This window comes from Thalassobacter sp. HA4-2, assembly GCF_055693705.1.
The window spans coordinates 20,600-34,792 of record NZ_JBVFUK010000002.1; the positions used below are offsets into that span (position 1 = coordinate 20,600).

Annotated in this window: 9 protein-coding genes and 5 pseudogenes; 5 read left to right on the forward strand and 9 right to left on the reverse strand. The window is 63.2% G+C overall.

The window, feature by feature from the left end; all coding sequences use genetic code 11:
• Window positions 1-52 precede the first annotated feature (52 nt).
• Window positions 53-958 (forward strand): LysR family transcriptional regulator, encoded by a 906-nt coding sequence (locus tag ACZ1G0_RS15505; protein WP_472737852.1) that lies wholly within the window; start codon window positions 53-55, stop codon window positions 956-958.
• Window positions 959-1,130: 172 nt separating this feature from the next.
• Here the strand turns inward: ACZ1G0_RS15505 and ACZ1G0_RS15510 are convergent.
• The 6 genes and pseudogenes from ACZ1G0_RS15510 to ACZ1G0_RS15535 all read right to left on the reverse strand — a co-directional run.
• Window positions 1,131-2,192 (reverse strand): annotated as a pseudogene (locus ACZ1G0_RS15510) (SulP family inorganic anion transporter); the annotation flags it as partial.
• A 59-nt stretch (window positions 2,193-2,251) separates the two neighbouring features.
• Complete coding sequence (locus ACZ1G0_RS15515; protein ID WP_472737853.1) at window positions 2,252-2,716, reverse strand: SulP family inorganic anion transporter; 465 nt, start codon at window positions 2,714-2,716, stop codon at window positions 2,252-2,254.
• A gap of 4 nt (window positions 2,717-2,720) precedes the next feature.
• Window positions 2,721-4,157 (reverse strand): annotated as a pseudogene (locus ACZ1G0_RS15520) (sulfatase-like hydrolase/transferase).
• Window positions 4,158-4,214: 57 nt separating this feature from the next.
• Complete coding sequence (locus ACZ1G0_RS15525) at window positions 4,215-4,736, reverse strand: TAXI family TRAP transporter solute-binding subunit (RefSeq protein ID WP_472737854.1); 522 nt, start codon at window positions 4,734-4,736, stop codon at window positions 4,215-4,217.
• Between the two features lie 22 nt (window positions 4,737-4,758).
• Complete coding sequence (locus ACZ1G0_RS15530; RefSeq protein ID WP_472737855.1) at window positions 4,759-5,757, reverse strand: TRAP transporter large permease subunit; 999 nt, start codon at window positions 5,755-5,757, stop codon at window positions 4,759-4,761.
• A gap of 12 nt (window positions 5,758-5,769) precedes the next feature.
• Complete coding sequence (locus ACZ1G0_RS15535) at window positions 5,770-6,063, reverse strand: hypothetical protein (RefSeq protein WP_472737856.1); 294 nt, start codon at window positions 6,061-6,063, stop codon at window positions 5,770-5,772.
• Window positions 6,064-6,191: 128 nt separating this feature from the next.
• Here ACZ1G0_RS15535 and ACZ1G0_RS15540 point away from each other — a divergent pair, with 128 nt between their 5' ends.
• On the forward strand, window positions 6,192-6,974 hold the full coding sequence (locus tag ACZ1G0_RS15540; protein ID WP_472737857.1) for an IclR family transcriptional regulator: 783 nt from the start codon (window positions 6,192-6,194) through the stop codon (window positions 6,972-6,974).
• Between the two features lie 36 nt (window positions 6,975-7,010).
• Here ACZ1G0_RS15540 and fahA read toward each other — a convergent pair.
• The 3 genes and pseudogenes from fahA to hmgA all read right to left on the reverse strand — a co-directional run bounded on the left by fahA (window position 7,011) and on the right by hmgA (window position 10,237).
• Window positions 7,011-8,248 (reverse strand): annotated as a pseudogene (fahA, locus tag ACZ1G0_RS15545) (fumarylacetoacetase).
• Window positions 8,249-8,261: 13 nt separating this feature from the next.
• The gene (maiA, locus tag ACZ1G0_RS15550) at window positions 8,262-8,891 is read right to left on the reverse strand and encodes a maleylacetoacetate isomerase (RefSeq protein WP_472737858.1); all 630 of its coding nucleotides are present in this window, start codon (window positions 8,889-8,891) and stop codon (window positions 8,262-8,264) included.
• Complete coding sequence (gene hmgA, locus ACZ1G0_RS15555; RefSeq protein WP_472737859.1) at window positions 8,888-10,237, reverse strand: homogentisate 1,2-dioxygenase; 1,350 nt, start codon at window positions 10,235-10,237, stop codon at window positions 8,888-8,890. The genes maiA and hmgA overlap by 4 nt, the downstream gene beginning before the upstream one ends.
• Window positions 10,238-10,653: 416 nt before the next feature.
• On the opposite strand from hmgA, the pseudogene repA reads away from it, so the two are divergent.
• From repA to repC, 3 genes and pseudogenes are all read left to right on the forward strand, one after another.
• Window positions 10,654-11,840: pseudogene (gene repA, locus ACZ1G0_RS15560) on the forward strand (plasmid partitioning protein RepA).
• A gap of 82 nt (window positions 11,841-11,922) precedes the next feature.
• Entirely contained in the window at window positions 11,923-12,828 is a 906-nt protein-coding gene (gene repB, locus ACZ1G0_RS15565; protein ID WP_472737860.1) for a plasmid partitioning protein RepB, read from the forward strand.
• A gap of 306 nt (window positions 12,829-13,134) precedes the next feature.
• A pseudogene (gene repC / locus ACZ1G0_RS15570) lies at window positions 13,135-14,144 on the forward strand (plasmid replication protein RepC).
• The last annotated feature ends 49 nt before the right edge of the window (window positions 14,145-14,193 follow it).

A 14,193-nucleotide genomic window follows, 5' to 3' on the forward strand; every position in this document is an offset into this window, starting at 1 on the left:
TGATAATATACAGCTTTGGAAGATCACTCATTCCATTTGGTTGGCAATTCCCATGGATCACATCTCGCGCGTGGGCGTGTTCATCGCAGTTGTGAAGGCGGGCAGTTTTGCAGGCGCCGCCCAGACCCTTGGCATCACCAGTTCTGCGGTGTCCAAACAGATCCAGAACCTTGAACAGGCGCTCCAGGTCAAACTGCTGAACCGGACCACCCGGAACCTGTCCCCCACAGAGGAAGGCGCGTTGTATTTCGACCGGGCGACGCGCGCCCTCGAAGACCTCAAGGAAGCCGAGGATCAGATCAACGAACTGAAATCACGGCCCCGGGGCCCCTTGCGGGTCAGCCTGCCGCAAAGTCTTGGCATCAAATACTACGGCAGTGCGATCGCGGCCTTTGCCGCCCAATATCCGCAGGTGGAACTGGATGTCAGTCTGGATGACCGTCTGGTGGATATCGCCAACGATGGATTTGACGTGGTGGTGCGCATTGGCGCGCTGAAGGATACATCACTGATTGCGCGGCGCTTGGCGCCCTGCCCCATGGTCCTGTGTGCCAGCCCGGAGTATCTGGCCGTACAGGGCACCCCACAGGTCCCCGCTGACCTGACCGATCACAACGTGCTGGCCTTCACCGGCAACAGCGGCCCCCACGAATGGCGCTATATGGACGCCGGGGGCGCAACCGGGCAGGTGTCCCTGCGCGGCAGTTTTCGCGCGGATTCGGGCGATATCCTGTGCCGTGCCGCCGCCCAAGGCATTGGCATCGTGCTCTTGCCGATCTTCTACGTGTCAGAGCATCTTGAAACCGGCACCCTGCGTCCTGTCTTGCCCGCATACGCGACCGCCCCCGCCCGCGAGATCTATGCCATCTTTCCGCCGAACCGGTTTCAATCCACCCGCCTGCGTCTGTTCGTCGATCAGATGGTCGCGGCGTCCAAACAGCTGCCTTGGACCCAATGATCACCGAGGCGGATGGCCGGCCTTGGTCGCGCATTCGATAAAGCAGCGGATCGTACAGGTGCTGCACACATTGTCGGAGGCTTGGGCAACCGCAGGCCCAAGCCTCCGATTTATGGGCATGGACGTTTTCGGGGCCAAGGACATCCAGACAGTGCAGCCGTTCAAGCACCTTCAAAACACTGGGGTTGGCCGCGATCAGGTGCAGATCCACCCCGGCCGCCCGGGCGCGCCGCGCCTCGGACAGGATGAAATCCGCCCCCGCCAGATCAATCTTGCCCACCCCTTTCAGGTTGAGGATGTTGGTCTTGATCCCATCCTTGGCATCCATCTTCCGAAACGCCTGCTCCACATGCTCGATCGAGGCGAAAAACAGCGGCCCTTCGATGCGGATGAACCGGATTTGCGGACATTGCGGCAGACCGTGCATATCGGCGTGCATGAAGACCCGGCGGCCATTCACTTCGGTCGGTGCCCCCACAGCAACCACCGGATGCGCGCTTTTGTTCAAAAACACCGCCAGCGAGGTGACAACGCCCACCAGAATGGCAAAGTCCAACCCCGACAGGATGCCCGTGACAAAGGTGGCCGCAAGGATGACCGTTTCCGATCCGCTGGTGGAGAAGATGTGCCGGATTTCCTCAAAGTTCACCAACCGCCACGCCACATAAAGGATGATCGCCGCCATGGCGGGCACGGGCACGTATCGCACATAGGGGGCCAGAACGATCAGCAACACCGCCAGAAACCCCGCAGCCATGATCGCCGACATCGGAGAGGTTGCACCGCTTTCAGCGTTCAGGCCCGACCGTGTGAAGGACCCCGATCCCGCGTAACATTGGAAAAAGCTGCCGGTGATGTTCGACAGCCCCTGCCCCACCATTTCCTGGTTGGAATCGTAGGGCTCGCCCCGGCGAATGGCAAAGGACTTCCCGATGGAGATCGCCTCCAACAGGCCGATACAGGCCACGGCAGCCGCCGCAGGCAACAGCGCGCCAATGGTGGCCAGGTCCACGGCAGGCACGCTCAGGCTTGGCATGACAGCATCCAGGGGCGCGAACATGGCGACGCCAGCGGCCTCGGCATCAAGGGCGATGGCCGTGGCGGCGCCCGCGGCAAGGGCAATGATGTAGCCGGGCAATCGGCGGCTGATCCAATTGCAGGCAATCAGGACAGCCAGCGTCACGCCCGCAATGACAACGGCCTTGGGGCTGACGGCACCCAGATCGGACCCCATGTGCAACAGGCGCGCCAGAACGCCCCCTCCCCGCCCGCAAGACCAAGGGCAGGCCCCAGTTACGACACGGCGATCAGAACGGCGGCGGCGGCGGTGAAGCCAACGATCACGGAATGAGAGATAAAGGCGATCAACCCGCCCAGTCCCGCAAGCCCCGCGGCCAGTTGTAGAACCCCCACCATCAACGCAAGTACAAGGGCCAGGGCGACATAGGCCTCGCTGCCCGGCACCGCCATCGTTGACAGGGATGCGAACACCACCGCTGAAATCGCCGTTGTCGGCCCCGACACCATGACCCGCGACGACCCCCACAATGCGGCCACCACTGTCACGATCATGGCCGTGAACAACCCGTATTCCGGCGGCAGACCCGCAATGATGGCAAAGGCCACCCCCTGGGGCAGAACGATCGTGGCGTTGGTCAGACCCGCCATCGTATCGGCCCGCAGGGACGCGATGTTTTGGTCGCGGAACCAGGGTCGCACCGGCGACAGCCGACCCAGGCTCTCCCGCACAGGGGTCATGTGATCAGGATGCCTTATCGGTCTTTATCGCGGCCCGCGCGCCGGGGGGCACGGTATCAGGCAGAACGGCGCGCAGCTCTTCCTCGTTGCGGTAACCGATCAGGATCCCTGCCTTCGCCTCGCCCAGCACGGTGTCGCGCGCGGCGATCGAGGCATCGGACCGGGTGGTGCGTTGTGCAGTACGGCGCGTCCAGTCGAACATCAGCCGCTCCATGCGCTTGGCCTCATCTGCATAGACAGGGTCCGCGCCAAGGTCGGTCAGTTCGTTCGGGTCGGTCTGCAAGTCAAACAGCATCGGCCCGAACCCTTCGGCAAAGACATATTTCCAGCGCCCGTCAAACAGCATCGTCAGTTTGGCATCCGCGACCTCGACCCCCAGACGGCAGCGCACATCGCGCATGGAATAATCGTATTCTGACACCGCCACCTCGCGCACCGCATCCACCACGCCATGCAGGATTGGCTGCAAGCGGCGGCCTTCGATGATGTGGGGCACCTCTGCACCGCCGAAATAATCAAGGATCGTGGGCACCACGTCGATCGCCTCGACCAGCGCGTCGGACTTGGTGCCGCGCGTGGCGTCCGCCGCTGGCGACGGGTCAACAACGATCAGCGGGATGCGAGAGGAGGCATCGTGGAACAGCTCTTTCTCGCCCATCCAGTGATCGCCCAAATAATCCCCGTGATCCGAGGTGAAGACGATCATCGTCTCTTCCGTCAGGCCCCGTGCGTCCAGAAACGCCATCAAGCGGCCCATCTGGTCGTCGATCTGTTTGATCAACCCCATGTAGGCGGTCAGCACGCGGGTGCGCGTACCATCGTCGCAAAAGGCGCGGCTGACCCGTTCCTCCATGAAGGCGCCGTAGACGGGGTGCGGGTTGTCCCGCTCCGCCTCGTCACGGATCGGGTCCAGATGCGTCTCGGGGCCATACATGTCGTGATAGGGCGCGGGCACGATATAGGGCCAGTGGGGCTTCATATGGGCGTCATAGGCGTCATTGCGGGCATAGCGGGGACCATCGGGGTGCAGCCCATCGTCCCGTTCGTAGGGTTCAAACCCTCATTCGGACACCAGCGCGCCGATGTTGCTGTCCGGTGACAGGCCAAGGCGTTTTATGCCCTCGACGTCTGCGGTCATATGGGTCTTGCCGCACAGGGCGGTGCGCACGCCCAGGGGGCGCAGGTGGTCGCCCAGGGTCATCTCACCCACCTTCAGAGGGATATTGTTCCAAGTCGATCCATGAGAGCTGACGTAGCGGCCCGTATAGAACGACATGCGCGAGGGCCCGCAGATCGGCGATTGCACATAGGCACGGTCAGACAACACGCCCCGCGCGGCAAGCTTGTCGATGTTGGGCGTGTGCAAATGAGGGTGCCCGGTGCACGACAGGTAGTCCCACCGCAACTGATCGCACATGATGAAAAGGACGTTCTTGGTCATGGTCGGCACCCCTGTGGCAAAGCAGGCCGGGGCACGGATGCCCCGACCCTTGGTCGATTACATGCGGGCGACGTCTGGGATCGTGACGCCCATTTCCTCCAGCGCGCGCAGGGCACCGGGATGCAGCGGCATGTTCAGATCCTTGACCGCTGCGTCTGGTGTGATCGCGGCCAGCCAAGGCGCGCTGTCCCCCATGTCGGCCACACCAGCATAGAACGCCTTCAGGCCGGTCACAGCCTCGAACAGACGCGACATGGTGTTGTAGGCGGCACCGCCGGGGGAGCCCAAGAAAACGCGTTTGCCCGCCACATCATTCAGGGATGTGATCCCGGAATCCTCGTAGACCGCGATGTGATAGACACCCATGGGGAAGTTCAGCACCGTGCGCAGCTTTTTGGCCAGCTCGGGCGCCTGATCCATCTTGGAGTACATGGCCCGCTGGTTCGACATCAGCGCCTGCAACGCAGGCGAGGACATGCGCAGCAGGTCCTTGGCGAATGCAGCGCGGGGCAGCAATCCAAGGGTGGTGGCCGCAGCGGTGCCGGCCAGCAAGGCGCGGCGGTTCAAGATCGTTTTCATGACAAGTCTCTCACTTTTATGATCATGAAATTGGGTCTTTGACGGCAAGGTCCAGGCGGTCGATATACATCACCGCCACCGCGGCGATGGCCGCGATCCAGGAAACGGTTGGACTTAAGAAAATCAGCGCGACAGCCAGCGACAGGCCAACTGGCACCATATAGGCCTTGCCCTTGGGCGGATAACAGGCGCGCGCGATCAGGACGGTGGCCAGCAGAACAAACAGGATCGACTGATCGTCCGCCAACCCCGACAAAAGGGATGCAAACCGCAGGCCCACGCCGGTCAGGTTCAGCACGCCGATCACGATGCCAACGGCACCCACGATCACCACCAACTGGGCCGAGATCAGCCCGGCGGACCGGATGAATTTCAACCACCCTTCCCCATTGTGCAGCAGGTCCGGACGCACCGCAAAACCGCACACGGCTGCAAGGCTGACCCCGATGAACCCGGCATAGGCCGGGGACGCACCGCCCACCATCATCACAACAATCCCCGCCAGCGACAGAACGAAAATGCCCATCTGCGTCAGCTGGCGCCAGTTGAAGGACACAGAGGGACGCGGCTCGTCCTTCAGGTCCATGTTGCGCGCAGCGCTGGAGATTGCGACGAACAGGCCGCCATAATACAGGATCGCAGGCACGGCAGCGGCGGCACAGACCGTCAGATACGGCAGCCCCGTCACATCGGCCATGATAAAGGCCACGGCCCCCATGATCGGCGGCGTGATCTGCCCCCCGCTGGAGGCCGCGGATTCCACCGCCGCCGCGAACCGGGCCGAAAAGCCCCGCTTTTTGATCAAGGGGATGGTGATCACACCGGTGCCCACCACATTGGCCACCGCACTGCCAGAAATGGTCCCGAAAAGGCCGCTGGCCACGGTGGCGGCGGCGGCGGGCCCGGATTTCATCCGACCCGTGGCCGCCATGGCAAGGCGCACCAGCACCCGGTCAATCGCCAGCAGTCCCACCGACCGGCGGGTCAGTTCCACCACCGCGATCAGCCCCAAAAGACCCATTCAGATGTCTGTCTAGGACAGGAAATAAAGACCCGTCTCGATCTCTTCGGCGGCGCGAAAGTACTGATACACGCTCAGGCCCAGGGCCACGGCAACGCCCACAAGGATCGCGCGGTCCCACAACGTGGGCGACCGCCCGAGGCTGGACAGAATGATCAACAGCCCCCCTGCCAGCAACATGCCCACGCGCAGGTATGAATCCGAGAACACGCCAAAAACGGAAACGTAGAACACGACCCCGATCACCAACAGTGACAGGCCAAGGACAGCGGCATTCAGAAAGGTATTCCACTCAAGCTTTGTCACGGTTCTCTCCCTCGCGTGGCAAATATGGTGCCCCCGAACCTCCTCACCCGGCGGCGTCATTGTCAGATAAATTTATTGAAAGCTGCGCATCTAGTCGATTTAGTGTTTCACTAGGTGGAACCAGCGTAATGACCAAACTCAACCGATCCATAGAACGCGGCCTAATGGTGTTGGAAACGGTGCACGAATCCGGGGCCAGTTCGCTGTCCCATCTGGCCGCGCGCACCGGATTGTCGAAACCCACCTTGTTGCGCATCTGTGCCACGTTGGAAAACAAGCGCTGGCTGATCCGACGCAGCAGCGATGGATGCTATCAATTGGGGTCTGCCTTTCCGCGGGCGGGCGGGCAGCCCGATCTGGTGGATAGGCTGGTGTCCGTCGCCAAGGAGGAAATCGTGGCCCTGTCCACCCAGACCGGTCTGGCGGTTGATCTGGCCGCCGCCATTGGCGGGGGCCGGACCGAGATTGTGGATACCACCCGCATTTTCAAGAAACACCAGATCTACCCCGATGCGGTTGGCTTTCGCCCCTCGCCGATCCTATCTGCCCTTGGGGCCGCCTATCTGTCGGGCCTCGGGCCGGCTGACTTGACCCAAGCCGTGCATGATCTGTCCGACCGGCTGTCGCGCGAAGATGCAAGCGCCCTGCCGCAGCTGTCAAAGCTGTTGGCCCAGGTGCGGGAACGCGGCTATGCCACCCGGGCTGCGGATCACTGGGGCCGCGCGGTGGATTATGGCGGATTGCCTGCGGCCATCGCCATGCCCATCGGCGTGCCGGGCGCAGCCGTGGGCGCGATCAATCTGGTCTGGAACGCACAGCAGCACAGCGTGGAACACGTCGTCCGGGATCATCTGCCCCGCCTCCGGCAATCGGCGAAGCGGATTGCGCAGGACTACGCGGCCTTGGGTTGACCCAAGGCACGCCGCACGCACCTTGGGCCGAGGTCGTCAGCCTGCCTTGGCGGGCAGGATCGTGCCGACGCAGGGGCCAAAGCCGATGCGGTAGCCGTTGCCCTGCGCGTGACCATGCAGGGCCAGGGTGTCACCGTCCTCGATAAAGGTGCGGGTCTCGCCGCCCTCCAGGGTGATCGGGTCGCGCCCGGCCCATGTCATTTCCAGCAAGGATCCGAACATGCCCTTTTCCGGGCCGGAAATCGTGCCAGAACCCAACAGATCCCCCGTCCGCATCGCACACCCCGAAGAGGCGTGGTGCGCCAGTTGTTGCGCGGCCGAGTAATACATCGTGTTGTAGTTGGTGCGGCAAATCTCGGTCGGTTGCCCGCCCTCGGGCGCCATCGTCACCGACAGGTCGATGTCATACAGCATCGGCCCGGTGTCTTTGATGTGGGGCAACAGCTCCACGTCGCGGGGGGCGTGTCGCAGCGGAACGGCTCCAACGCGGCCTTGGTGATGACCCAGGGGCTGATGGTGGTGGCAAAGGCCTTGGCCTGGAACGGGCCAAGGGGTTGATATTCCCACGCCTGAATGTCCCGCGCCGACCAGTCGTTCAGCAGGACATAGCCAAAGATCATGTCGTCCGCCTGATCCACGGTGATGGTGTCACCCATGGCCGATGGGGTGCCGACGACCGCGCCCATCTCCAGCTCGATATCCAGCCGTTTGCAGGGGCCATAATGGGGCATGTCATCCTGTGGGCCCTTCATCTGGCCCATGGGACGGTAAAAATCTGTCCCCGTGGGGACAACCGTGGACGCGCGCCCGTTGTAGCCGATCGGAATGTGCAGCCAGTTGGGCGGCAGCGCGTTGGCCGGGTCGCGAAACAGAGAGCCTACGTTGAACGCGTGTTGGCGGCCCGCGTAGAAATCCGTGTATTCGGACACGGTAAAGGGCAGGTGCATGGTCACAGCCCCCATATCGTGCAGGGCGGCGCGGACCGTGTCATCCTCGGCCCCTGCGCGCAGCAGGTCCGTCAGCGTGGCACGCACGCCATCCCAGGCGGCCTTGCCCTTGCCCATGAAGGTGTTCAGCGCAGGTTCGTCGAACCCGTGATCGGGCAACAGGCCCGCCGCCTGCAACGCAGCCAGATCCAGCACCTTGTCCCCGATGGCCGTGGCGCAGCGCGCGGCACCCCCATCCGAGAATACGCCAAAGGGCAGGTTGTTGAGGGGAAAGGGGCTGTCCGCGTCATTGGCGGAAGCGACCCAGGATTCAATCAGGTCAGTCATGTGCAAATCCTCTTCAGGCTGCGTCAGGTTGCGTTTCAGGGCGCGCCCGGTCAAAGGCCGGCAGGTCCAGACAGCGCCGCTCGATCTCGGTCAGGCGGGCAAAGGGGGTCAGGTCACAGCCCCAGCGGTGGGCATTGTACAGTTGCGGCACAAGGCACAGGTCCGCCAGCCCGGGTGTGTCGCCAAAACAAAACGGTGTGTCCGGGCGGATCAGGCGGTTGAACGCGGTGAACCCGCGCGCCATCCAGTCGTTCATCCACTCCACCGCCGCGTCTTCGGTGTGGCCCATGGATTTAAGCTTGCCCACCACCCGCAGGTTGTTCACCGGGTGCACATCCGCCGCGATGGTCTGGGCGGCGGCGCGCACCTGCGCACGGTCGGTGGCCCCTTGGGGCAACAGGGCGGGGGTGGGATGGATTTCTTCCAGCCAGTCGAGGATCGCCATGGATTGGGTCAGGACGGTGCCATCGTCCAACACAAGGGTCGGCACCCCCTGCCCGGGGTTCAGCGCGACATACTCCGGGGCGCGCTGTGCGCCCGCCACCAGATCGACCGGGACCGCCGTGTAGGCGACCCCCTTCAGGTTCAGCGCGATCCGCACACGATAGGACGTGGTGGACCGCCAATAGGTATAGAGCGTCATTTCTTGCCCGGCGTGCCATCGAATTTCTTTTCGATGTCCGTCCAGCAGTCGATGTAATTGTCCTGCAACGGCGCTTCCTTACCGGCAAACGGCGTCAGGTGCTGGGGGAAGCGGGTCTCGAACATGAAGGACATGGTGTTGTCCAGCTTGTCGGGGCCAAGGTTGGCGTTCGACGCCTTCTCGAACGCCTCGCGGTCGGGACCATGGGGCAGCATCATGTTGTGCAGGGACACGCCACCGGGGACAAAGCCCTGAGGCTTCGCATCATACTGGCCGTAAATGTTGCCCATCATCTCGGACATGATGTTCTTGTGATACCATGGCGGGCGGAAGGTATCCTCCATCACCATCCAGCGTTCGCGGAACAGCACAAAGTCGATGTTGGCCACGCCCGGCTGACCCGAGGGCGCGGTCAGCACCGTAAAGATCGACGGATCGGGGTGGTCGAACAGGATCGCGCCCACGGGGCAATAGGTGCGCAAGTCGTATTTGTAGGGCGCGTAATTGCCGTGCCATGCGACCACGTCCAGCGGGCTTTGGCCGATCTTGGTTTCATGGAACTGGCCACACCATTTGATTGTCAGGGTCGAGGGCACCTCGCGGTCCTCATAGGCCGCAACGGGCGCTTTGAAATCCCGGGGGTTGGCCATGCAGTTGGCCCCGATGGGACCACGGCCGGGCAGCTCGAACTTCTGGCCGTAGTTTTCACAGACGAACCCGCGGGCAGGGCCGTCCAACACTTCGACCCGGTAGACCAGACCGCGCGGGATGATGGCGATCTCCTTGGGTTCAATGTCGATGATCCCCAACTCGGTCGCGAACCGCAAGCGGCCCTCCTGAGGCACCACCAGCAATTCGGAATCGGCGGAATAGAAATAGGCGTCCTTCATGGATTCGGTCACCAGATAGACATGGCTGGCCATGCCCACCTGGGTGTTCACATCCCCCGCCGTGGTCATGGTGCGCATGCCCGTCAACCATGTCAGGGGCTGATCGGTGTGCGGCACCGGGTCCCAACGGTACTGGCCCAGGCTGGTCACATCGGGGTGGATATCCGGGGCAGACCGCCAATAGGGCAGGTCGATTTTCTCATAACGGTGCGAATGTTTGACCGACGGGCGGATGCGATAGCACCACGTCCGCTCGGGCCGCACATCGGTAAAGGCGGTGCCGGACAGCTGTTCGCCATAAAGACCGTAGTTGACCTTTTGCGGGCTGTTCATCCCCTGCGGCAAGGCCCCGGGCAGGGCCTCGGTCTCGAAGTCATTGCCAAAGCCCGGCATGTATCCGGGGCTGGTGGTGGCGCCATCGGCTTGGATCATTGGTGCAGTATCGTGCGCGTTCATAACATCCCTCCAGTCTGTCAGTCGCCGCGATCATTAGGCGACCCGTTGTGGGCTGCAATACTTGCTGTAGGCCGTCGCGTCGATATTGAGTTTCACTGAGTGAAATAATAACGCGATTTCGGGCTGTGAAAGAGGCATAGGATTGCGCGGAACCGAGGTGGCAAGCGCCTTGGCCCGCAGATTGCCGCCCATTTCGCAAAGCGTCCCGCCATCGCGCGCGGATCGGGCGCAGATCGGGCGCGGTCGGGCGCACCCCTTCCCTCGTGTCTATCCACAGGTTTAGACACGATATGTGGAAAACTCTTGCGCGAATCCCAGCTCTTGGGCAATAGTCACGAAAAAGCGGCAAAAAACGCCCCAAACCGTGAACACGATCTGTAGCTAACATACAGACGCCCCAAGCGGAAGCAGAGCAGATGGACGACCAAAACACAGCCCACGCCCTTAATGCGGTCATTCGGGACCACTCCGAACGGTTGGCGGCGCAGTTGCACACCCAGCGGGAAAACCTCTTTCCCCCGATGCGTCGAAACAGATGCGCAAGTTCACCTCTGGCGAGGCGGCGGCCCTGCTGGGCGTGGGCGACAGCTATCTGCGCCGGCTGCATCTGGACGGCAAGGGCCCCTCGCCCGAGGTGACGCCGGGCAATCGCCGCCTTTATTCCGCCCATGACATCGCCGCCCTGCGCCACCTGCTGGAAAAGACCGCACGCAAACCCGGGGACTACCTGCCCGGGCGGCGGGACGGGGACGCGATGCAGGTGATCGGGGTGATGAACTTCAAGGGCGGGTCGGGCAAGACCACGACCTCTGCCCATCTGGCGCAACGGCTGGCCCTGCTGGGCTACCGGGTGCTGGGCATCGACCTTGACCCCCAGGCCAGTTTCACCGCCCTGCACGGGGTCCAGCCCGAGATTGACCTGATGGACGGCGGCACCCTGTACGACGCCATCCGCTATGACGACCCGGTGCCCTTGGCCCAGGTGATCCGCCCGACCTACATCCCGGGGCTGGACCTGATCCCCGGCAACCTGGAGCTGATGGAGTTCGAACACGACACCCCCCGCGCCTTGGCCCAAGGCAATGCGGGGCTGTTCTTTTTCCGGGTGCGCGAGGCCCTGAAACAGGTCGATGCGGACTACGACGTGGTGGTCATGGACTGCCCCCCGCAACTGGGCTTTCTGACCATGTCCGCCCTGTCGGCGGCCACCGGGGTGCTGGTCACCATCCACCCCGAAATGCTGGACGTGATGTCCATGTCGCAATTCCTGCGCATGACCGCCGACCTGATGGATGTGATCGCCGACAGCGGGGCGGATATGTCCCATGAATGGATGCGCTATGTCCTGACCCGGTATGAACCCCAGGACGCGCCGCAAAACCGGATCGTGGCCTTTCTGCGCACCATGTACGGCGAGGCGGTGCTGAACAGCACCATGCTGAAATCTACCGCCATTTCCGACGCGGGCCTGACGAAACAGACCCTTTATGAGGTGGAGCGCAGCGCCTTCACCCGGTCCACCTATGACCGCGCCATCGAAAGCCTGAACGCCGTCAACGACGAAATCGCCGACCTGATCCAAGCCACATGGGGCCGCACATGACCGACAGCCGCAAGAAACGCCTGTCCATGCTGGACAACATGGCCGCAGCCCAGGGCAGCCCCCTGCCCCGGCGCCGTCCTCCATGACCAACAACCGCGCCCTGCGCTCTGCCCGCGATGCGGTGGACAGCACCCGGGTGTTTGATCTGGACCCTGCGGCCATCATCGACGACCGCCCCGCCGACCGGCTGGACCCCGAGGATGTGGCGGACCTGCGCGACGCGATCGAGGCGAACGGCCAGACCGTGCCCATCCTTGTGCGCCGCCATCCCACCCAGGCCGACCGCTATCTGCTGGTCTACGGGCGCAGACGGCTAGAGGCGATTGCCGCCTCGGACAGTGTCAAAACCGTGCGCGCCCTAGTGGCCACCATGGACGACGACAGCGCCATACAGGCGCAGGTGTCCGAAAACATGGCCCGACGCGATCTGTCCTACATCGAAAAGGCGCTGTTTGCCGATGATCTGGTGGAAAACGGTTTTGGCACGCAATCCCGCGTGGCCGAGGTGTTGACAGTCACGAAATCCGCCATCTCCATGGCGCGGGCGGTGGTGGATGCGGTCAGCCGGGATCTGATCGTCGCCATCGGGGCCGCCCATGGGATCGGCCGACCCCGGTGGGAGGGGTTGAGCCGCGCCATCTCGGACAGCGGCATGGACCGCGCCGAACTGGTGCGCATTGCCGAAGAGGCGCACGATCAAGCCGTGCACCAGATCCTGAACGGTGTCGCGGACCTCGACCCCTCGCTGGCGGCGTTCGAGGCCGTATCGCGCGCGGTGCAGCCCGTGGCCGCTGCCCCCGCCCCCAAGGCCGCGCGATCCGAACGCCGGACCGTGACCGTTGCGGGCCAGCGCACGGTGATCAAACAGACCGACACCAAGCTTTCGCTGGACGTGGACGCGGGGCCCTTTGCCGACTGGCTGGCCCGCAATGCCGATGACGTCCTGACCGATCTTCACGCCCGCTGGCGCGCTGGCGGCGATGAATAACTGACCGAAACCTGAACCAAAGGAGGCACGACCCCGACGAAAAGAAAAGGTCCCGCAAGGCGACCGCCCTACGAGACCCTGACTTGGTTCTAGCACCTCTCAAGTTAGTGGCCCCGCGACCAACCCGCAAGTCTTTAGTGATTCGCGGGGGCAGGTTCTTTTTGTCTTTTTCGTGAAATAGCCCATGACTTACGTTCCCCTCACGCCGTTTCGGCGCGCGGCCGATAGTGTTGTGCTGTCGCCCCGGACCACGGCCCCCTTGCCATCGACAAATGGGCGATCCTGCGCGAATTGTCCGCCGCCCGGGTGGCCTTTGGTCTGTCCGACCGGGCCATGGCGGTGCTGCAAGCCCTGCTGAGTTTCCACCCCGCCAAGACCATCGGCGGCGCCGAGGCGGTGGTGTTTCCGTCCAACAAGGCGATCTGCGAACGGTTGGCGGGCATGCCCTGTTCCACCATGCGCCGGCACTTGGCGCGTCTGGTCGAGGCCGGGTTCCTGACCCGCCGCGACAGCCCCAACGGCAAGCGCTATTGCCGCCGGTTTGCGGGGGAACGGGTGGCCTATGGGTTCGACCTGACCCCCTCGCCGCCCGCCATGCAGAGGTGTGCCAAGTTGCCGACGACCTGCGCGCCGAGGCCGAGCGTGTGGCCCACCTGCGCCAGACCGTCAGCCTGATGCGCCGGGACCTTGAGGGCTTGGTCCAGATGGGCCGCGCCACAGCCCCCGGCCTGCCCCTGTGGGACCAATGCGAAGACCTCGCCCGCCTGACCGCCCGCGCCCTGCGCCGCAAACTGACGCTGGACGACCTACAGCGGATCGAGGCGCAACTGGGCGATCCCCTGACCCAGGCCCGAGACCATCTGGACACCACGGCAGACAATCTGAGCAGCAATGACGCCCAAATTGAGCAGCACATTCAGACTTCAAAGAAAGAACAATTAGATATGAACAAGGGCCGTGAAGATGAGCCCAGTGGCAAGGACCGGTCTGTTGAACCCGTGACGCTCGATCTGGTGTTGGCCACCTGCAAAGAGTTTCAGGCCTACACGAACAGCCCCGTCCGACATTGGCCAGACCTGCTGCGCAGCGCAGAGACCTTGCGGCCCATGCTGGGGATCAGTGGGGATGTGTGGGACAAGGCCAAGAATGCCATGGGCCTTGAACACGCCAGTGTGACCCTTGTGGCAATGCTGGAACGGTTTGCGGAAATTAAATCCCCCGGGGCCTACCTGCGCGCCTTGACCCGCAAGGCTTTGGCGGGTGAATTCACCTGCGCACCCATGCTCCTCGCCCTTTCACGCCGTGGAATGGCCTAGGGGCAGACTGGCAAAGTTCTCAGCTGTGAACACTGAACAACGGACGGGT